The following is a 19,571-nucleotide window of genomic DNA, read 5'->3' on the forward strand; positions in this document are numbered from 1 at the left end:
TCTTGAATCTACGACTCAAAACTGTTGCTGTCGGGTGTGCCGTTGGCCTCACCCGTACCCGAAACAACACCCTCCAGGGGTTTGCACCGGTCGCCTCCGCAGGAGCGGTTTGGCTGCTGATCTCTTCTAAAGTTCAAGCAAAAAATCTACCCGTTGAGGGCTTGAGTTCTCTGCTTGACTTGTGCTTGGGATTTTCAGGAAACCCCAAGATGTAGTGTTTTGTTTCGCTGGGGATACAAGATAATGCGGTCTTGGGGGTAATGCAAGGTCGGGGTCTGTGGATAACTTGTGCGTATTTTGTGAGTGATTTCACTCAACCCCTTGTAGGCCGCGTCTTAGCGCGGCATGACCGGCTGTCACCGATTTTTTCGCAGGTCTTAAGGCCGCAGGCCGATTTTGCGGGCGCGAACCCTATCACAAAAAATCGGCTTGTCCGAGCGGCTTTCCCGCAGGTTTTTAACCGCTTGCAACGGCGGTTGGCAGGCGCGGGTGCCCGACGTAGTATCCGGGGCCAATGTTGCCTTTTGGTGAAGTGGGCACTCTTTATAACAACAAGCTGTTGAGGTGAGCCGTGGAGCAGAGCAGTCGGGTATTGATCGTCGAGGATGACCAGCGGCTGGCCGACCTGACCCGTGAATACCTGCAGGCCAATGGCTTTGCCGTGGAAGTGGAGGGCGATGGCGCCCGGGCGGCGGCGCGGATTATTGCCGAGCAGCCGGACCTGGTGATCCTCGACCTGATGCTGCCCGGCGAGGACGGCCTGAGCATCTGCCGCAAGGTGCGCCAACAGTACCCCGGGCCGATCCTGATGCTGACCGCGCGCAGCGACGACCTTGATCAGATCCAGGGCCTGGACCTGGGCGCCGACGACTACGTATGCAAGCCGGTGCGCCCGCGCTTGCTGCTGGCACGCATCAATGCCCTGTTGCGCCGCAGCGAGGCGCCGGCTGAGGCGCAAGCGCTGCAAGCCCTGCAGTTCGGCCCGCTGCGGGTCGACAACACCCTGCGCGAGGCCTGGCTGTACGACAGCGGTATCGAACTGACCAGCGCCGAATTCGACCTTTTATGGCTGCTGGTGAGCAACGCCGGGCGCACCTTGTCGCGCGAAGAGATCTTCACTTCCCTGCGCGGCGTCGGCTATGACGGCCAGGACCGCTCCATTGATGTGCGTATTTCGCGCATCCGTCCGAAAATAGGCGACGACCCGGAGCACCCGCGGATGATCAAGACCATCCGCAGCAAAGGTTACCTGTTCGTCCGCGAAGCGGCCGAAGCCATGGGCCAGGTGCAATGAACTCGATCTTCCTGCGCATCTATGGCGGCATGCTCGCCGCCCTGGTGCTGGTGGCGGTGCTGGGCGTGCTCAGCCTGCATCTGCTCAACGAGGTGCGCGCCGGCCAGTACCGCGAGCGCCTGGCCCACGGCACCTTTACCCTGATGGCTGACAACCTGGCGCCACTGGACGCTGTCGAGCGCAAGCGCGCCCTGCTGATCTGGGAGCGCCTGCTGGGGATTCCGCTGGAGTTGCAGGTGCTGAGCAGCACTGCCCTCGACGGCAGCCAGCGCAGCCAGTTGCAGCGCGGCCAGGTATTGGTCGAGAAGACCGGCCCGCACGCGGCCAAGGTGCTGCGTCAGGTCGGTGACCAGGATTTGCTGCTGGTTGGCGAAGTGCAGCAGATCAGCGAGCAACTGGCCCGTGCCACTATCTACCTGTTGGCCGATGAGCTGGTGCGCTACCCGGTGGCCGAGCAGCCCCAGCGCCTGGCCGCACTCAAGCAGAGCAAGGGTTTTGGCTTCGACCTGCGCCTGCAGCGGGTCAGCCAGACCAACATGGACGAAGACCAGCGCCGACGCATCGACGAAGGCGACACGGTGATGGCCCTGGGCAAGGACGGCAACTCGATCCGTGTGTTCGCCGGCCTGGTCGGTACGCCCTGGGTGCTGGAAATCGGCCCGCTGTACCAGATGAACCCCTATCCGCCGCAACTGCTGGTGCTGATTGCGGTGCTGGGCCTGTGCCTGATCGGCCTGATCGTCTACCTGCTGGTGCGCCAGCTGGAACGGCGCCTGTCCGGGCTTGAAGCCGCCGCAACGCTGATTGCCCAGGGCAGCCTGGAAACCCGCGTAGCCGCCGACGACGCCGATTCGGTCGGGCGCCTGGCCGCGGCGTTCAATGGCATGGCCGAACACCTGCAGCGCTCGCTGACCATCCAGCGCGAGCTGGTGCGGGCGGTGTCCCACGAACTGCGCACGCCGGTAGCGCGCCTGCGCTTTGGCCTGGAAATGATCGCCAGCGCCAGCAATGACCAGGCCCGGGACAAGTACCTGACCGGCATGGATGGCGATATCCAGGACCTGGACAAGCTGGTCGATGAGATGCTCACCTACGCGCGCCTGGAGCAGGGCGCGCCGGCCCTGCATTTCCAGCGGGTCGACCTGGATGCCTTGCTCGACCAGGTGATCGCTGAACTGGCGCCGCTGCGCCGCGAGGTGCGGGTGCTGCGTGGCCCGTGCCAGGGCGGTGAAAAAGGCCCGGACGGGCAGGGACCGTGGGTCGAGGCCGAGCCGCGCTACCTGCACCGGGCGTTGCAGAACCTGGTCAGCAACGCCATGCGCCACGCCGAATCGCAGGTCAGCCTCAGCTATCAGTTGGGGCTGCAGCGTTGCCGGATCGATGTCGAGGACGATGGCCCCGGCGTGCCGGAAAGCGTCTGGGAGCGCATCTTCACCCCCTTCACCCGCCTCGATGACAGCCGCACCCGCGCTTCGGGCGGGCATGGCCTGGGCTTGTCGATCGTGCGGCGGATCATCTATTGGCATGGCGGGCGAGCGTCAGTGGGGCACAGCGAGCGCCTGGGCGGCGCCTGCTTCAGCCTGAACTGGCCGCGCAATCAGGACGGCGCATGAGTTCGCCGATTGCCCTGCAGGCTTTGCTCGACCAAGCACGGTTCGACCCTCTGCTGCTGGCGCTTTATGGCCCCCAGTTGATGCCTGCGCAACGGCCGGTGCTGGTGTCGCAGTGGTCGAAGTATTACTTCGCACTGGTCTGGCGGATGTTGGGCGAGGGCGAACCCTTGTCGGCTTTCAGCGATACCGCGGTGCAGGTGGATGCGCGCGGTTTGCCGGTCACGCTGGTCGCCGAAGCAACACCGTGCCAGGACCTGTTCGCTGAGCATCTGCAACCGTTGGTTGTGCGCCTGGCCGAGCTGGGACCGGTTTCGATGGCGGTGTTGTGGGGCAATGCCGGCGATTGCCTGGATCAGGCGCTGCAAGGCAGGGTGGACAGCTCAGGATTGCAGGTGCTGCTGCAAACGCCCGGCAGCCCCTTGTATGCCGCTGTCAGCCAGGATGCTGCGGGCCGGCGTCGGCGCCGTACCTGCTGCCTGAGTTACAAGGTCGACTGGGTCGGGCATTGCGAGCACTGCCCGCTACTGCCCTGAAGCTCAGACGCTGACCAGGCTCAACAGTTGATCATCCTGCAGGCAGAACTGCCCTTCCAGCTCGCGGCCGTGGTGCCACTGCGCCGACAGGTCGGTCAGCAGACGCAAGCGTGCATGGCCGTCGGCGGACCACTCCAGCACTTCGGCGTGCTCGAAATAGAAGCGCTGCCTGACGATCGGATAGAGCGCCTTGAACAGGCTTTCTTTCAGCGAGAAGGTCAGGGTCACGCTCAGGCCCACCTGGCTGGGGTTCATGCGCTGCATTTCGGCTTCGGTGAGAATCTCCCGGGCCAGGCGCTCCGCGCGTTCGTCGCTGAGCAGGCTTTCCTGATCCAGGCCCAGGCCCTGGCAATCGCTGTTGCGCGCCACCACCGCGGCGGCCCAGCCTTTGCCGTGGGTGATCGAGCCACTGATACCGGCCGGCCAGATGGGGGCGCGGTCTTCGTCAGTGCCCGGGACATAGTCGCGGCCATCGAGCTGCATCAAGGCCGCGCGGGCGCACACCCGGCCAGCCAGGTACTCGGCCTGGCGCTTGGCCACCGAGCGTTGCAGGCTGGCGGTCTGTTCGATACCGGCGCGGCTGAAGTCGTCGCTGGCGAGCAGGGCCGGGTCGAACGGGCAACTGACCAGAATCGCGCCGGGGACCGGACGCGGCAGGGGCCAGTGGTGCAGGAGCGGGGCGCAGCAGGTGGGCAGTCGATTCATGGCCGCTATTGTGCCGTGGCTGCTGCCAACGTGTCACGGTGTAGGAGCGGGCTTGCCCCGCGATAGCGGCGTGACTGTCACACCGCTATCGCGGGGCAAGCCCGCTCCTACCGGGGTCAACCTTTAGTGAAGATCTTCTTGAAGAACGCCTGCAGATCCGCCCACGAGCTTTCATCCGCGGCCTTGTTATAGCCAATATCCGGTCCGCCATGCCCGCCATGGCTCAGGCGGTCGGCATCCGGATTGGTAAAACCATGCCTGGCTCCGGGAATACTGACGAACTCATAGCTCGCTCCGGACGCGTCCATTTCTTCCTTGAATTTCTCCACCTGCTCCGGCGTCACCATGCTGTCTTTGGCGCCGTGCTCGACCAGCACCTTGGCCTTGACGCTGCCCGGCGTCGCCGGCGTGTTGGTCACCAGCGCACCATGGAAACTGGCCACACCGGCCAGCGCTTCGCCGCGGCGCGCGGCGTCGAGCACCACCTTGCCGCCGAAGCAGTAGCCGATGGCGGCGATCTGCGTGGTATCGGTCTGCGGCTGAATCTTCAGCAGCTCAACCCCGGCATCAAAGCGCTCGGCCGCCGCATCCGGGTCTTTAAGCGCGGCGGCCATGAAGGCCTGGGCATCGGCCGGGTGCTCGGTGGTCTTGCCGTCACCATACATGTCGATGGCCAGGGCGCTGTAGCCAAGCCCGGCAAGGTCGCGGGCGCGGCGCTTGGCATAGTCGTTGAGCCCCCACCATTCATGCACCACCACCACGCCCGGGCGCTTGCCCTCGGCGGCGTCGTCGTAGGCGTAGTAGCCGACCAGGCGCTTGCCGTCGGCGTCCTGGTAGGGGATCTCACGGGTTTGCACCGCCGCCTGGGCCAGGCTGGCGGCACCGATCAGGGCCAGAGCGAGCAGACAACGCATGGTCGTACTCCTTACTTGCAGTCGGTTTTGCACTCAGTGCAGCTGTTCAGCCGAGGTTCAGCCTGGGTTCAGCGGCGGTTCAGGACGGCTTGCTTACTCTAGCTTCCACACCAACACAGTGCATCACCTGGAGTACCACACGATGAAAAAGCTCAACACCCTGCTGCTCACCGTTGCTTTCCTTGGCGCCAGCGCCGCCGCCCAGGCCGCTGACACCACTTTCGCCGGCGTCACCTATGGTCAGACCAGCGACAAGATGAAAAAGTCCGGCCTGCTGACCCGCAACACTGATCACCTGAACACCGACGGCATCATCAGCAAGGACAGCACCTACGGCATCCGCGTCGGCCAGATGAACGACCAGGGCCGCTACTACCTCACCTACGACAACGTCTCCAACGACCACAGCGGCCTGAAAGTGCGCCAGGAAAACCTGCTGGGCAGCTACGACCTGTTCTACCCGCTGGGCAGCACCACCAAGCTGTTCGGTGGCGCCAGCGCCGGCCTGACCAAGATGAGCATGGAGTCCTCCGGCTACAGCCGCGACACCGACACCGGCTACGCCATCGGCCTGCAAGCCGGCGTGTTGCAGCAAGTCAGCGACAATGCCTCGGTGGAACTGGGCTACCGTTACCTGCGCAGCAACGCCAGCACCGAGCTGTCCGAACATGATGGTCCGAAAGTCGGCAGCCTGCGCCTGAACAGCAGCGCCCAGACCTACCTGTCGGCCAACTACGCGTTCTAAGTCGCCTGGCGATGTCCGAACCGGCCTGCATGCGCACGGCCGGTTCGCTGTTATTCTGCATTCGGTCTACAAAACTGACTGGCCAATGAAGGCCGGCACGGGTCTGGAGGAGCGTATGAAACTGCTGGTGGTCGAGGATGAAGCACTTTTGCGTCATCACTTGTACAGCCGCTTGACGGAAAGCGGGCATGTGGTCGAAGCGGTGGCCAATGCCGAGGAGGCCCTGTACCAGGCCGAGCAGTTCAATCATGACCTGGCGGTGATCGACCTGGGCCTGCCGGGCATGAGCGGGCTCGACCTGATCCGCCAGTTGCGGTCCCAGGGCAAGAGCTTCCCGATCCTGATCCTCACCGCCCGCGGCAACTGGCAGGACAAGGTCGAAGGCCTGGCCGCCGGCGCCGACGATTATGTGGTCAAACCCTTCCAGTTCGAAGAGCTCGAAGCCCGCCTCAACGCCTTGCTGCGCCGCTCCAGCGGCTTTACCCAGTCGACCATCGCCGCAGGCCCCCTGGTGCTCGACCTCAATCGCAAGCAGGCAACCCTCGACGAACAGCCCCTGGCGCTGACCGCCTATGAATACCGCATCCTCGAATACCTGATGCGTCATCACCAGCAGGTGGTGGCCAAGGACCGCTTGATGGAGCAGCTGTATCCGGACGATGACGAGCGCGATCCGAACGTCATCGAGGTGCTGGTCGGCCGTTTGCGGCGCAAGCTTGAGGGTAGCAACGGCTTCAAGCCGATCGATACCGTGCGTGGCCTGGGCTACCTGTTCACCGAGCGTTGCCGATGATCCGTTCGCTACGCCTGCGTCTGATGCTGGCGGCCGCGGTGCTGGCGCTACTGTTCATGCTCGGCTTGCTGCCGGCCTTGCAGAAGGCCTTCAGCCTGGCCTTGCAGGAGTCGATCGAGCAGCGCCTGGCGTCGGACGTCACCACGTTGATTTCCGCCGCGCGCATCGAGGGCGGCAACCTGCAGATGCCGGTGCTGTTGCCCGACGAGAAATTCAACCTGCCCGACAGCCGCCTGCTCGGCTACATCTACGACCGCCAGGGCAACCTGGTGTGGCGCTCTCGGGCCACGGCGGACGAGAACATCAACTACACCCCGCGTTATGACGGCCGTGGCAACGAATTCGCGCGAATTCGCCAGGACGATGGCGAGGAGTTCTTCGTCTATGACGTCGAGGTCAAGCTGCTCGGCGGCAAGACCGCCGCCTTCAGCATCGTTGCCCTGCAGCCGCTGCGCGAATACCAGCACACCCTCGATGGCCTGCGTGAGAAGCTCTACCTGGGCTTTGGCGCAGCGTTGCTGGCTTTGCTGGTGCTGCTCTGGGCCGGTCTGACCTGGGGCCTGCGTTCACTGCGGCAGATGAGCCGCGAACTCGATGATGTCGAATCAGGTGCCCGCGAAGGCCTGAGCGGCGAGCATCCGCGTGAACTGCTGCGCCTGACCGACTCGCTCAACCGCCTGCTGCGCAGCGAGCGTGAGCAGCGCCGGCGCTACCGCGATTCGCTGGGCGATCTGGCCCACAGCCTGAAAACCCCGCTGACCGTGCTCCAGGGGGTCAGCGAAAGCATGGCCCAGCGCCGCGAAGACCGTGAACAGGCGCGGGTGCTGCAAAGCCAGATCGAACGCATGAGCCAGCAGATCGACTATCAGCTGCAACGCGCCAGCCTGCGCAAGAGCGGCCTGGTGCGCCACCAGGTGCAGTTGCGGCCGTTGCTCGACAGCCTGTGCAGCACCCTGGCCAAGGTCTATCGCGACAAACACGTGCACATCAGTGTGGATGTGCCGGCGAATGCGATGGTGCCGATGGAGCAGGGCGCCTTGCTCGAACTGCTTGGCAACCTGCTGGAAAACGCCTACCGCCTGTGCCTGAACCAGGTGCGCATCAGTCTGCAGGCGGGCGAAACGCAGGTGGTGCTGTGTATCGAGGACGACGGCCCGGGTGTGCCGCCCGACCAGCGCGAGCGCATCCTGCAGCGTGGCGAGCGTCTCGACCGGCAGAACCCGGGGCAGGGCATTGGCCTGGCGGTGGTCAAGGACATCATCGAAAGCTACGACGCGACCTTGACCCTCGATGACTCGCCACTGGGCGGTGCTGCCTTTCGCATTCGCTTCGAGTTGGAAAGAAATACCTAGGCGGATTACCGCCATCATTGTCGGATTCTTTTCCGTGGCGTGCGGAAAACCGCCAACCCCATCGCGTCAACCTGCAACCTCGTTGTGCATTGCAGCCCCGTAAAACCGGGGCTTGCACCGTTAAAGCGCATTTTGGCATCGGGCTTGCTATGGACTCATCAGAGTTCTGCCAGGCAGCTCGACACAACAAATCCCTCCAGTGCAGGAGGGTTCGCGCTTTAGGTACCCCGCATCCTGGGAAGGATGGGCCGGTACCCTTGAGGAATTAGCCATGACGACGCGTCAGCCACTGTACAAATCGCTGTATATCCAGGTGTTAGTAGCGATCACCATCGGTATCCTGCTGGGCCATTACTACCCTGAAACCGGCGTGGCCCTGAAGCCGCTGGGTGACGGGTTCGTCAAACTGATCAAAATGGTCATCGCCCCGATCATCTTCTGCACCGTGGTCAGCGGCATCGCCGGCATGCAGAACATGAAATCGGTCGGCAAGACCGGTGGCTACGCGCTGCTCTACTTCGAAATCGTCTCGACCATCGCCCTGATCATCGGCCTGGTCGTGGTCAACGTGGTCAAGCCTGGCGCCGGCATGCACATCGACGTCAGCACCCTGAACGCCAGCAGTGTGGCCGCTTACGCCGCCGCCGGCGCGCAGCAGACCACCGTGGGCTTCCTGCTCAACATCATCCCCAACACCGTGGTCGGCGCCTTCGCCAACGGCGATATCCTGCAAGTGCTGATGTTCTCGGTGATCTTCGGCTTCGCCCTGCATCGCCTGGGTGCCTACGGCAAGCCGCTGCTGGACCTGATCGACCGCTTCGCCCATGTCATGTTCAACATCATCAACATGATCATGAAGCTGGCGCCAGTCGGTGCCTTCGGTGCCATGGCCTTCACCATCGGCCAGTACGGCGTCGGTTCGCTGGTGCAACTGGGCCAGCTGATGATCTGCTTCTACGTCACCTGCGTGCTGTTCATCCTGGTGGTGCTCGGCAGTATCGCCCGCGCCCACGGCTTCAGCATCCTCAAGCTGATCCGCTACATCCGTGAAGAGCTGATGATCGTTCTGGGTACTTCTTCTTCGGAGTCGGCGCTGCCACGCATGCTGACCAAGATGGAGCGTCTGGGCGCGAAGAAATCCGTGGTAGGCCTGGTGATCCCGACCGGCTACTCGTTCAACCTCGACGGTACCTCGATCTACCTGACCATGGCCGCCGTGTTCATCGCCCAGGCGACCGACACCACCATGGACATCACCCACCAGATCACCCTGCTACTGGTGCTGCTGGTGGCTTCCAAAGGTGCTGCGGGCGTTACCGGTAGTGGTTTCATCGTGCTCGCCGCGACCTTGTCGGCTGTTGGCCATCTGCCGGTTGCCGGCCTTGCGCTGATCCTCGGCATCGACCGCTTCATGTCCGAAGCCCGCGCCCTGACCAACTTGATCGGTAACGCCGTGGCCACTGTGGTCGTGGCCAAGTGGGTCAACGAGCTGGACGAAGACAAGCTGCAGGCCGAGCTGGCTTCCGGTGGTTCGCCACTGACTGACACCCGTCCGATGGATGACCTGGGCGTGGCTGAAGGTCCTGCTCGCTAACAGGCAGGCTGCGTAACGCAAAAAGCCCATCTTCGGATGGGCTTTTTTGTGTCTGCGGGGGGGCTTCATCGCGGGGCAAGCCCGCTCCTACAGATGGGGTGGGAGCGGGCTTGCCCCGCGATGCTTTTACTCCACCCGGGTCTCGCCGCTATACACCAGGGTATTGCGGCAGCGCCGGCACAGGTACCGCCGCCCCTGGCGCACCAGGCTGTGGCGTTGGGCCGAAAACGGGAAGTCGCTGCCGGCACAGGGGCAGCGGTAGATATAGCGGGTCACCGTGCGGCGCTTGACCGCGTAGTTGTGGCAACGGTGCGGCGGCAGCTCGTACACGCCGCGCATGATCAATTGCCATTCCTCGCCATGGGGCTGGATGCGGTCGCCAAACAGCTGGTGCGCAACCAGGTGGGCGACCTCGTGGGGCACCGTCTGTTTGAGGAAGTCGTCGCTGTTCTCGCGGTACAGCTGCAGGTTGAAGCGCAGCAGGTTCTCGTGCAGGTGCGCGACGCCGGCCTTCTGTCCGCGCAGCTTGAAGCTGACTTCGGGGCGCGGGAAGGGGCGTTTGAAAAAGGTTTCGGCTTGCTGGTAACAGGTTTCGACGCGGGATTTGAGCAGTTCGGGCATATCGGGGAACACTCCTGGCCGATAATTATGCCGCAACCGCGGCGGCGCTGCCGAGCCACCTGTCAGCGCACAGCATCAGGCCGCCTTGCGGCGGCCTGAAGGTTGTTGCACCTATGTTGCCGTTGATTCTAATGGTTTGGGTTAGTTGGTGTAGACGGGCCCCACGCCCAGTCCCCAGACAATCACGGTAAAGGCCATGATGGCGACCAGCACCACCAGCCCTACCGCCAGTACCGAACTCGAGAACAGAAAGCCCTCATCGGAAGGAATGTTCATGAAAGTCGGCAGGCCGACATACAGCAGATAAACCGTGTAGCACACCGCGGCGGTGCCGACGATCATGCCCAGCCACAGGTGCGGGTACAGCGCCGCCAGGCCGCCAATGAACAGCGGCGTTGCGGTGTAGGTGGCAAAGGCAATGCAGCGCGCCAGGCTGGGGTTGGCGTCGTAGGTGCGGGCCATCCAGTGGATGAACGCGCCCATCACCGCCACGCCGCCGAGCATGGCCAGGTAGGACATGATGGTCATCCACAGTGCGCTTTCCTGGGTCAGCATGACCGGGGCGCGATCGCCAATGACCCAGCCGACCTGGGTGGTACCGATAAACGCCGAGATCGCCGGGATCGCGGCGAGGATCAGCGTGTGGGTCAGGTACATGTGGCTGATGCTTTCTTCTTCACCGCGTATTTCTTTCCATTCCTGATCGGGATGGGTAAATAGCCCAACAACGTGATGGATCATGCCGGTCACTCCTTCGTTGTTGCCATCGCCCCCCAGTGGAGCGCTTGCGGCCCCAAGTCTGGGCCAGAGGTTGGAGGTCACCTTTGTGTGGCCTTATGTCGCAGTATAGAAAGGCGTTCGCCGCACAAAGCCGGCTTTTTAGAGCAAATCGCGCTGTCAGGGGCGTGCTTAATCACAATGCAGTCTTTATCGGATTGGCCTACGCCCACCTGCGGTTTAAGGGTAAAATGTTCGGCTTTTGTCACACCTCGCGGATTCCAAGCGCTATGGGCACCCTTTCGGTCAACCAGAACAAACTGCAAAAACGCCTGCGTCGTCTCGCCGGCGAAGCCATCACCGACTTCAACATGATCGAAGACGGTGACAAGGTCATGGTCTGCCTGTCCGGCGGCAAAGACAGCTACACCATGCTCGATGTTCTGCTGCACCTGCAGAAAGTGGCGCCGATCAAGTTCGACATCGTTGCGGTGAACATGGACCAGAAGCAGCCGGGCTTCCCCGAGCACGTGCTGCCGGCCTACCTCGAGACGCTTGGCGTCGAGTACCACATCGTCGAGAAGGACACCTACTCGGTGGTCAAGGAATTGATCCCGGAAGGCAAGACCACCTGCTCGCTGTGCTCGCGCCTGCGTCGCGGCACCCTGTACACCTTCGCCGACGAGATCGGCGCGACCAAGATGGCCCTGGGGCATCACCGCGACGACATCGTCGAGACCTTCTTCCTCAACATGTTCTTCAACGGCACCCTCAAGGCCATGCCGCCCAAGCTGCGTGCCGATGACGGGCGCAACGTGGTGATCCGCCCGCTGGCCTACTGCAGCGAGAAGGACATCCAGGCCTACTCGGACATGCGCGAATTCCCGATCATCCCGTGCAACCTCTGCGGCTCGCAGGAAAACCTGCAGCGTCAGGTGGTCAAGGACATGCTGGTGGAGTGGGAGCGCAAGACCCCGGGGCGTACCGAGAACATCTTCCGTGGCCTGCAGAACGTGGTGCCGTCGCAACTGGCTGACCGCAACCTGTTCGACTTCACCAGCCTGAAGATCGACGAGACCGCCACCCCGCGCTTTGTCGACGTGCTGAACATCTGACGGCCATGCGCGATTACCACTGGCTGCATGAGTACTGCCTGAACCGCTTCGGCTCGGCCTCCGCCCTCGAAGCGCACCTGCCCCAGGCGAAAAGCCCCGAGCAGTTGCGCGCGATCGGCGCCGACCGTTACCTGTCGACCCTGGCCCTGCGGGTGTTTCGCGCCGGTTTGAAGCACAGCCTGGTGGACGCCAAATGGCCGGCCTTCGAGCAGGTGTTCTTTGGCTTCGACCCGGAAAAGGTCGTGCTGATGGGCGCCGAGCACCTGGAGCGGCTGATGCAGGACACGCGGATCATCCGCCACCTGGGCAAGCTCAAGAGCGTGCCGCGCAATGCGCAGATGATCCTCGAAATCGAGAAGGAATTCGGCAGTTTCGGTGCGTTTATCGCCGACTGGCCGGTGACCGATATCGTCGGCCTGTGGAAGTACCTGGCCAAGCATGGCAACCAGTTGGGCGGGCTGTCGGCGCCGCGCTTCTTGCGCATGTGCGGCAAGGACACGTTCATCCCCACCAATGACATGGCTGCGGCGTTGATCGCCCAGGACATCATCGACAAGCCGCCGACCAGCCAGCGCGATCTGGCCCTGGTGCAGGATGCCTTCAATCAGTGGCATGCCGAGAGTGGGCGGCCGTTGTGCCAGCTGTCGGTGATGCTGGCGCATACCGTCAACCACTGAGATCGGTGGTGCCATGATCGCTGGCAAGCCAGCTCCCACAAAACCCTGTGGGAGCTGGCTTGCCAGCGATGGATTCAACTCTTAGTTCGAACCTTCCCCCGCCAGCCGCCGCTCATACTGAAAGCGCCAGCGCACATACAGCAGGGCACTGACGAACAGCGCCAGGCTGATCGCCACTTCCAGCCAGCCGAACAGTGCCCGGGCCGGGTCGAACGCGGCCAGCACGCCCTTGATGAAGTACAGGTTGACCACAAAGCAGGTCCAGGCGTGGGCGCGGGCGTTGCCCAGGAGCATGCCTGGCAACAGCAGGACCAGCGGCACCAGTTCAATCGCCAGGATCACCCCGACCCGCGCACCGTGCAGGTCGGCGAACAGCAGGTTGTTCAGGGTCAGCAAGGCGATCAGGCCGAAAAAGCTCGCCAGGCTCAGCGCCCGGGTCAGGCGCAGGCGCGGCGTCAGCCATGCGATCGGGGGCAGCACCTTGGGCTTTTTAGCCACGGCCGTTCTCCAGCAGGTTGGCGGTGGTCGCCAGGCGCTGGCCAAGGGCGCGGCACAGGGCGATTTCGTCGGCATCCAGATCGCGCTTGCCGTCGGCACCGGCATGGTGGCTGGCGCCGTAAGGGGTGCCGCCGCCGCGGGTTTCCAGCAGCGCCGACTCGCTGTAGGGCAGGCCCATGATCAGCATGCCGTGGTGCATCAGCGGCAGCAGCATCGACAGCAGGGTCGATTCCTGGCCGCCGTGCAGGCTGGCGGTGGAGGTGAACGCCGCCGCCGGCTTGCCGACCAGGCCGCCGCTCAGCCACAGGCTGCTGGTGCCGTCGATGAAGTACTTGAGCGGCGCGGCCATGTTGCCAAAGCGCGTCGGGCTGCCCAGGGCCAGGCCCGAGCAATGGCGCAGGTCGTCCAGGGTAGCGTACAGCGCGCCGGTATCGGGGATGTCCGGGGCTACCGCTTCGCACTCGGTGGAAATCGCCGGTACGGTGCGGATGCGCGCTTCCAGGCCGGCCATCTCGACGCCGCGGGCAATTTGCCGGGCCATCTCGCTGGTCGAGCCGTGACGGCTGTAGAACAGGATCAGGATGTACGGCGCGCTCACGGCAGGAGCTCCAGCACCTTCTCCGGTGGCCGGCCGATCACGGCTTTATCGCCGGCAATCAGGATTGGCCGCTCGATCAGCTTGGGGTGCTGGACCATGGCTTCGATCAACTGCGCCTCGCTGAGGCTGGCGTCGGCCAGGTTGAGTGTTTTGTATTCGTCTTCACCGCTGCGCAGCAGCTGGCGTGCACTGATGTTCAGCTTGCCGAGCAGGGCCTTGAGTTCGCTGGCAGTCGGCGGGGTTTCCAGGTAGCGCACCACGGTCGGGGCCAGGCCGCGGGCTTCGAGCAGCTCGAGGGCGCCACGGGATTTGGAGCAGCGCGGATTGTGATAGAGGGTCAGGTCAGTCATGTTCGGGTCGCATCCAGCAGGGTGTGGCGGCTATTCTAACCGCAGCGACTTCGCATTTTGCTTGAATCTTCGAGAAGGATTGACCCATGACAAGGCGTTTGGCAGCAGCACTGGCCATCACCGCGAGCCTGTTGCTCGGCGGATGCGGTGCAGATTACGGTCTGGACCAGCACGGCCAGGCAGTGAAAGCCGAGCAGATTGAAGGGCACTGGCTGGTGCTCAACTACTGGGCGGAATGGTGCGGCCCGTGCCGCATAGAAATTCCCGAACTCAACGCTGCTGCCAAGCAATGGCAGGGGCAGGGCGTGCAGGTGCTCGGGGTGAACTTCGACGGCCTGCAGGGAGAAGACCTGAAAAAGGCCAGCGAAGCGCTGGGCATCGGCTTCACGGTGCTGGCCAGCGACCCGGCCGAGCGTTACCAACTGCCGCGTAGTGAAGCCTTGCCGGTGACCTACATCATCGATGACAAGGGCAAGGTAAGGGAGCAGTTGATGGGCGAGCAGACGCTTGAGGGGTTGAACCAGAAGATCAAGGCGCTCAAGGGCGCTTGACAGCAGATTCAAGCTACAAGCGACAAGCTGCAAGATAGAGCAAGACCGCGCACAGTCTGCTTTTACTTGCTGCTTGAAGCTTGTGGCTTGCCGCTTAAGTCAGCCTTCCTCAGGCCAGAAACGCAGTGGCTTGCCCTCGGCCGGCCAGAAGCGCACCTGCTCGATCGGCGAGATATCCCAACGCTGCACGGTTTCCAGCGCCTGGAGGAAGCGTTTTTCCTGCTCCATCAGCGCCGGCGCGCACAGCTTGCGGGTACTGCCGACCTTGCCGAAGGTCAGCTTGTCGCCGTCCAGCTGGTAAGGCGCGAACCAGTGGTTGCAGCCGGCATTGCCATAGGCGCGGCCGTCGGTGGCCAGGGTCAGGGTCAGGTGGCTGTAGTCCATTAGCGGACGCTCGCCAATCCACTCCAGCAGGTAGCTGCGTTCCTGTTCCAGCTTCATCGGCTCGGCGGCGCAACCCAGCAGGGCCGTGCCGGTCAGGGCTGAGAGCAACAGCGTTTTCACTGGGCCGTCTCCTTGCATTTCGGGCACAGGTGTTTGTCGCCGCGGCTGATCCAGCCGAGTTCGGCGATGCGCGCAGTGGCGGCCGGTTGCTGGGCTTTTTTGCCCAGTTTGGCGTCGACCGCGAACTCGAAGTTCAGGGTTGCCTGGCAGCTGTCGCAGTTGACGTCCCAGGTATGGATCGCCAGCTCGCCGAACACCGGGCCACTGGCCACCGCGACCCATTGGCCGGTCGGGTTGATCAGGTGGCGCACGGATTCCACGGTCAGGCGCATGGACAAATCCTTGCTGCCCTTGAGGGTCACCAGCAGAACGTCGTTCTTCTGGATCGAGCCGCCGTTGCCGGTCACTTGATAGCGGCCCGGCACCAGGGCGCGGCACTCGATCAGGGTGTGTTGCGGGTTAAACAGGGTGTAGCGGAAATCGTGTTCGACCATGGGTCCTCCAAATCTGCCGCGTATCCTAGCATCAACCCTCGACCAAGTTCTGCGGATTGCCCGCCGCCCAGCGGGTTATGTTGTCCAGGGTGGTGGCGGCAATGGCAGCCAGCGCCTCGCGGGTGAGGAAGGCCTGGTGGGCGGTGACGATCACATTGGGGAAGGTCAGCAGCCGTGCCAGCACGTCGTCCTGCAATGGCAGGTCGGAGCGGTCTTCGAAGAACAGCTGGGCTTCCTCTTCATAGACATCCAGCCCCAGGTAGCCGAGCTGGCCGCTTTTCAGCGCCTCGATCAGCGCCGGGGTGTCGACCAGGGCGCCGCGGCCGGTGTTGATCAGCATGGCACCGGGTTGCAGGTCGGCAAGGTTCTGGGCGTTGATCAGGTGACGGGTGTCGTCGGTCAGCGGGCAGTGCAGGCTGATAACCTGCGCCTGGCGTAGCAGCTCCGGCAGGCTCAGGTAGCGCGCGCCCAGCGCCAGCAGTTCGGGATTGGGGTAGGGGTCGTAGGCCAGCAGCTGGCAACCGAAACCGGCCATGATCCGCGCAAAGGCCGCGCCTATCTGCCCGGTGCCGACCACGCCGACGGTCTTGCCGTGCAGGTCGAAGCCGGTCAGGCCGTGCAGGGTGAAGTCGCCTTCGCGGGTGCGGTTGTAGGCCCGGTGCAGGCGCCGGTTGAGCGCCAGGATCAGCGCCACCGCATGTTCGGCCACGGCGTGGGGCGAGTAGGCGGGCACCCGCACCACGGCCAGGCCCAGGCGTTTGGCGGCGGCCAGGTCGACATGGTTGTAACCGGCCGAACGCAGGGCGATCAAGCGCGTGCCGGCCGCCGCCAGGCGTTCCAGTACGCCAGCGCCGAGGTCGTCGTTGATGAAAGCGCAGACCACTTCATGGCCGGCGGCCAGCGCTGCGGTGTCTGCGGTCAGGCGTGCAGGCTGGAAGTGCAGCTCAAGCCCCGGCACGGCTGTGGCGCTGGTGAAGCTGTCCTGGTCGTAGGCCTGGCTGCTGAAAAACAATACGCGCATGGGATCTTCCTGAAGGCTTTGCCTGAAAGTTTAACCAAGGGGCAAGGATCAAGGCTTGCCCCAGGTCAGCCAGGGTTCAGGCGCTCATCCGCGCCTGGGCCGTGAGCCGGGTGATGGCCCGGTCCAGTTCGTCGAGGGCTTGCGGCGCTTGCGGGTCATCCTGCTTGAGCAAGGTTTCACTGCGTTGGCAGGCAGCACGCAATTGTGGCACCCCGCAATAGCGCGAGGCGCCATTGAGCCGGTGCACGCGCTCGATCATGCCATTGCGGTCAGCGACCTCGCGGGCCGCACGAATCGCTTCGCGGTCGGACTCCAGCGACGCCAGCAGCATGGCCAGCATGTCGGCGGCCAGGTCCGGCTTGCCGGCTGCCAGGCGCAAGCCTTCCTCCGGGTCGAGCACCTTGAGTTCGCTGCTGTCCGGCGTGGATTCCAGCGAGCGTTCCTGGCGCGGTGCGCCCAGGGCCAGGCCGGTCCATTTGAGCACCACCTGGGCCAGTTGCCGTTCGCTGATCGGCTTGGTCAGGTAGTCATCCATGCCGCTGTGCAGCAGGGCGCGTTTTTCGTTGGCCATGGCGTGGGCGGTGAGGGCGACGATCGGCAGGGGCGCGCCGCTCTGGCTGCTTTCCCACTGGCGGATCTGTTCGGTACATTCGCGCCCGTCCATGCCGGGCATCTGCACGTCCATCAGCACCAGGTCGAAACGCTCGTCCTGCACCGCCTGAACCGCCGCATAACCGCTGTCGACCGCCAGCACTTCGGCACCGAGGTCTTCCAGCAGGGTTTGTACCAGCAGCAGGTTGGCCGGATTGTCGTCGACGCACAGCACCTTCGGCAACGGCTGGTCGGACACCGGCTTGCTCTCGCTGCCCGGACGCCGCGGCTGGACCATCTCGACCAGCGCCCGGCGCAGCTTGCGCGTGCACGCAGGCTTGGCCTGCAATTGGCCGTGGGCGTTGGGCAGGTACGGATGATAGAGCGCCTGTTCGGTGGTCGGGCACAGCACCAGAGCCTGGCAGGCCAGGTGCTCCAGTTGCTGGATGTACTGGCCGAGGCGTTCCGGCGAGACGCTGTCGAGGTTGACCCCGAGCACCGCCAGCTCGAAGGGTTGCCCGGCCAGGGTGGCGGCTTCGACCGCGTGCAGCAATTGTTCGACGGTGGCGAACAGGCTGACGCTCAGGCCGCAGTCTTCCAGTTGATGCTCCAGGGCCTGACGTGCCAGTTCGTGGCTGTCGACAATCGCAACCCGGCGGCCCACCAGCGGTTGCATGGGCAGGTCTTCGGCATCGTCGCGGGCCTTGGGCAGGCTCAGGCTGACCCAGAACTGCGAACCTTCGCCGGGGGTGCTGTCGACGCCGATCTCGCCGCCCATCTGTTCGATCAGGCGCTTGGAAATTACCAGGCCCAGACCGGTGCCGCCGGGCTGGCGCGACAACGAGTTGTCGGCCTGGCTGAAGGCCTGGAACAGCGCCCGCACATCCTGGCTGGACAGGCCGATACCGGTGTCCTGAACGCTGATGCGCAGTTGCACGCTGTCTTCACGTTCCTCTTCGAGCATGGCCCGGGCAACGATGGTGCCTTCGCGGGTGAACTTGATGGCGTTGCTGACCAGGTTGGTGAGGATCTGCTTGAGCCGCAGCGGGTCGCCGACCAGCGACAGCGGCGTATCGCGATACACCAGGCTGACCAGCTCCAGCTGTTTGGCATGGGCGGCCGGGGCGAGGATGGTCAGGGTGTCCTGGATCAGGTCGCGCAGGTTGAACGGGATACTGTCGAGCACCAGCTTGCCGGCCTCGATCTTGGAGAAGTCGAGGATCTCGTTGATGATTCCCAGGAGGCTGCCGGCGGACTTTTCGATGGTGCCCAGGTAGTCGAGCTGGCGCGGGGTCAGTTCGCTTTTTTGCAGCAGATGAGTGAAGCCGAGGATGCCGTTTAGCGGCGTACGGATCTCGTGGCTCATGTTGGCGAGGAACTCGGACTTGATCCGGCTGGCCTCCAGGGCTTCCTTGCGCGCCATGTCCAGCTCGATGTTCTGGATCTCGATGGTTTCCAGGTTCTGGCGTACGTCTTCGGTGGCCTGGTCGATACTGTGCTGCAGTTCTTCATGGGCGTTGTGCAGGGTTTCGGCCATGCGGTTGATGCCCGCAGCCAGCTCGTCCAGTTCGTAACTGCCCATTTGCGGCAGGCGTTCTTCCAGGTTGCCATCTTTTAACTGGGTGACGGCGTACTTGATCTGGCCGATCGGGCCGTTGATCGTGCGGCTCATGCGCAAGGCCAGCAGGGCAGTGGCGGCCAGCCCCAGCAGGATCAGCAGCAGGCTGGTGAACAGGCTGCGATAGCCGCGCAGCAGGGTGCCGTCGTGGGACAGCTCGATTTCCACCCAGCCGAGCAGGCGGTCGGCTTCACCTGGGATCAGCTCGCCGGCCAGGTCGCGGTGGCGGCCGAACACCGGCAGCAGGTAACGGGTGGCGTCATTGCCGGTGCGTTGCAGCAACTGCGTGCCACCGCCGGTGGGCGCCTGGTTGAGCATGCTCGGGCCGGCGTGGGCCAGGGCGTTGCGGTCGGGGCCGAGGAAGGCCACGGCACGCACGTCGGACTGCTCCAGGGCTTGGGCGGCGATACGCTCCAGCTGCGCCGGGTCGTGTCGCGCCAGGGCTGGCGCCACCAGCGGGGCCAGCTGCTCGGCAATCATCTTGCCGCGTTGCAGCAGTTGGGTCTGCAGCTCGCTCTGCTGCAACCAGGTGAAGTAGCCGCCCAGCACCAGCGCCATCAGGCCGGCTGGTAACAAGGCGAGCAACAGCACGCGGCTTCTGATCCCCAATCTATTCAGCACGCCACTCTCCTGTGCCCGGTAAGCGCTGTAAGCCTCCGCCAGCTCCTGCTGACGGACCAAGTCGGAAAAGTACCGCGCCTACTCGCGTAATGCACTCATTTGTATCTGCTTT

At 63.8% G+C, this 19,571-nt stretch carries 21 protein-coding genes; 10 read left to right on the top strand and 11 right to left on the bottom strand.

Annotation, left to right across the window (positions count from 1 at the left end):
- The first annotated feature begins 571 nt into the window (after window positions 1-571).
- Genes JV241A_RS06090 through JV241A_RS06100 form a run of 3 tightly spaced genes read left to right on the top strand, consistent with a single transcriptional unit; the run spans window position 572 to window position 3,440 of the window.
- On the top strand, window positions 572-1,294 hold the full coding sequence (locus JV241A_RS06090; RefSeq protein WP_115085710.1) for a response regulator transcription factor: 723 nt from the start codon (window positions 572-574) through the stop codon (window positions 1,292-1,294).
- A complete protein-coding gene (locus JV241A_RS06095) occupies window positions 1,291-2,907 on the top strand; it encodes an ATP-binding protein (RefSeq protein ID WP_115085711.1) in 1,617 nt (538 codons plus the stop codon). Before JV241A_RS06090 ends, JV241A_RS06095 begins: the two co-directional genes overlap by 4 nt.
- Window positions 2,904-3,440: an IucA/IucC family C-terminal-domain containing protein gene (locus JV241A_RS06100; protein ID WP_134061573.1), complete on the top strand. Its 537-nt coding sequence runs from the start codon at window positions 2,904-2,906 to the stop codon at window positions 3,438-3,440. The genes JV241A_RS06095 and JV241A_RS06100 overlap by 4 nt, the downstream gene beginning before the upstream one ends.
- A 3-nt stretch (window positions 3,441-3,443) precedes the next feature.
- On the opposite strand, the gene JV241A_RS06105 is transcribed toward JV241A_RS06100, so the two are convergent.
- Complete coding sequence (locus JV241A_RS06105) at window positions 3,444-4,145, bottom strand: 4'-phosphopantetheinyl transferase superfamily protein (protein WP_115085713.1); 702 nt, start codon at window positions 4,143-4,145, stop codon at window positions 3,444-3,446.
- 116 nt (window positions 4,146-4,261) lie between these two features.
- Entirely contained in the window at window positions 4,262-5,059 is a 798-nt protein-coding gene (locus tag JV241A_RS06110) for a dienelactone hydrolase family protein (protein WP_134061575.1), read from the bottom strand.
- Window positions 5,060-5,201: 142 nt separating this feature from the next.
- On the opposite strand from JV241A_RS06110, the gene JV241A_RS06115 reads away from it, so the two are divergent.
- The 4 genes from JV241A_RS06115 to JV241A_RS06130 all read left to right on the top strand — a co-directional run bounded on the left by JV241A_RS06115 (window position 5,202) and on the right by JV241A_RS06130 (window position 9,543).
- Window positions 5,202-5,804, top strand: a complete 603-nt coding sequence (locus tag JV241A_RS06115; RefSeq protein WP_115085715.1) for an outer membrane beta-barrel protein — start codon at window positions 5,202-5,204, stop codon at window positions 5,802-5,804.
- 115 nt (window positions 5,805-5,919) lie between these two features.
- On the top strand, window positions 5,920-6,597 hold the full coding sequence (locus JV241A_RS06120; protein ID WP_010220390.1) for a response regulator: 678 nt from the start codon (window positions 5,920-5,922) through the stop codon (window positions 6,595-6,597).
- A complete protein-coding gene (locus JV241A_RS06125; protein WP_134061577.1) occupies window positions 6,594-7,949 on the top strand; it encodes an ATP-binding protein in 1,356 nt (451 codons plus the stop codon). The genes JV241A_RS06120 and JV241A_RS06125 overlap by 4 nt, the downstream gene beginning before the upstream one ends.
- A 271-nt stretch (window positions 7,950-8,220) precedes the next feature.
- The gene (locus tag JV241A_RS06130; RefSeq protein ID WP_010220388.1) at window positions 8,221-9,543 is read left to right on the top strand and encodes a dicarboxylate/amino acid:cation symporter; all 1,323 of its coding nucleotides are present in this window, start codon (window positions 8,221-8,223) and stop codon (window positions 9,541-9,543) included.
- Window positions 9,544-9,669: 126 nt separating this feature from the next.
- Here JV241A_RS06130 and JV241A_RS06135 read toward each other — a convergent pair whose 3' ends face one another.
- Window positions 9,670-10,164 carry a SprT family zinc-dependent metalloprotease gene (locus tag JV241A_RS06135; protein WP_115085717.1) on the bottom strand — a complete coding sequence of 165 codons (495 nt, stop codon included), beginning with the start codon at window positions 10,162-10,164 and terminating at the stop codon, window positions 9,670-9,672.
- Between the two features lie 141 nt (window positions 10,165-10,305).
- Window positions 10,306-10,905 (bottom strand): Yip1 family protein, encoded by a 600-nt coding sequence (locus JV241A_RS06140; protein WP_010220386.1) that lies wholly within the window; start codon window positions 10,903-10,905, stop codon window positions 10,306-10,308.
- Window positions 10,906-11,171: 266 nt separating this feature from the next.
- Between JV241A_RS06140 and ttcA the strand changes: the two genes are divergently transcribed.
- Window positions 11,172-11,996 carry a tRNA 2-thiocytidine(32) synthetase TtcA gene (gene ttcA / locus JV241A_RS06145; RefSeq protein ID WP_115085718.1) on the top strand — a complete coding sequence of 275 codons (825 nt, stop codon included), beginning with the start codon at window positions 11,172-11,174 and terminating at the stop codon, window positions 11,994-11,996.
- A gap of 5 nt (window positions 11,997-12,001) precedes the next feature.
- The gene (locus JV241A_RS06150; protein ID WP_134061579.1) at window positions 12,002-12,673 is read left to right on the top strand and encodes a DNA-3-methyladenine glycosylase I; all 672 of its coding nucleotides are present in this window, start codon (window positions 12,002-12,004) and stop codon (window positions 12,671-12,673) included.
- A gap of 81 nt (window positions 12,674-12,754) precedes the next feature.
- On the opposite strand, the gene JV241A_RS06155 is transcribed toward JV241A_RS06150, so the two are convergent.
- From JV241A_RS06155 to arsC, 3 genes are read right to left on the bottom strand one after another with little or no spacing between them, the layout of a single operon-like run.
- Entirely contained in the window at window positions 12,755-13,171 is a 417-nt protein-coding gene (locus JV241A_RS06155) for a DUF2069 domain-containing protein (RefSeq protein ID WP_115085720.1), read from the bottom strand.
- Window positions 13,164-13,769, bottom strand: coding sequence for an NAD(P)H:quinone oxidoreductase (gene wrbA, locus JV241A_RS06160; RefSeq protein ID WP_115085721.1), 606 nt, complete (start codon window positions 13,767-13,769; stop codon window positions 13,164-13,166). The genes JV241A_RS06155 and wrbA overlap by 8 nt, the downstream gene beginning before the upstream one ends.
- Window positions 13,766-14,119 (bottom strand): arsenate reductase (glutaredoxin), encoded by a 354-nt coding sequence (arsC, locus tag JV241A_RS06165; protein ID WP_134061581.1) that lies wholly within the window; start codon window positions 14,117-14,119, stop codon window positions 13,766-13,768. Before arsC ends, wrbA begins: the two co-directional genes overlap by 4 nt.
- Before the next feature lie 86 nt (window positions 14,120-14,205).
- Here arsC and JV241A_RS06170 point away from each other — a divergent pair, with 86 nt between their 5' ends.
- Window positions 14,206-14,670, top strand: coding sequence for a TlpA disulfide reductase family protein (locus JV241A_RS06170; protein WP_115085723.1), 465 nt, complete (start codon window positions 14,206-14,208; stop codon window positions 14,668-14,670).
- 99 nt (window positions 14,671-14,769) lie between these two features.
- Here JV241A_RS06170 and JV241A_RS06175 read toward each other — a convergent pair whose 3' ends face one another.
- The 4 genes from JV241A_RS06175 to JV241A_RS06190 form a co-directional block, all read right to left on the bottom strand.
- A complete protein-coding gene (locus tag JV241A_RS06175; RefSeq protein ID WP_115085724.1) occupies window positions 14,770-15,192 on the bottom strand; it encodes an META domain-containing protein in 423 nt (140 codons plus the stop codon).
- Complete coding sequence (locus JV241A_RS06180; protein WP_115085725.1) at window positions 15,171-15,608, bottom strand: hypothetical protein; 438 nt, start codon at window positions 15,606-15,608, stop codon at window positions 15,171-15,173. The genes JV241A_RS06175 and JV241A_RS06180 overlap by 22 nt, the downstream gene beginning before the upstream one ends.
- 31 nt (window positions 15,609-15,639) lie before the next feature.
- Window positions 15,640-16,629, bottom strand: a complete 990-nt coding sequence (locus JV241A_RS06185) for a 2-hydroxyacid dehydrogenase (protein ID WP_134061583.1) — start codon at window positions 16,627-16,629, stop codon at window positions 15,640-15,642.
- A 76-nt stretch (window positions 16,630-16,705) separates the two neighbouring features.
- On the bottom strand, window positions 16,706-19,459 hold the full coding sequence (locus tag JV241A_RS06190; protein WP_115085727.1) for a response regulator: 2,754 nt from the start codon (window positions 19,457-19,459) through the stop codon (window positions 16,706-16,708).
- Between the last annotated feature and the right edge of the window lie 112 nt (window positions 19,460-19,571).

The organism is Pseudomonas sp. JV241A (assembly GCF_900275665.1).
Classification (GTDB): domain Bacteria; phylum Pseudomonadota; class Gammaproteobacteria; order Pseudomonadales; family Pseudomonadaceae; genus Aquipseudomonas; species Aquipseudomonas wadenswilerensis.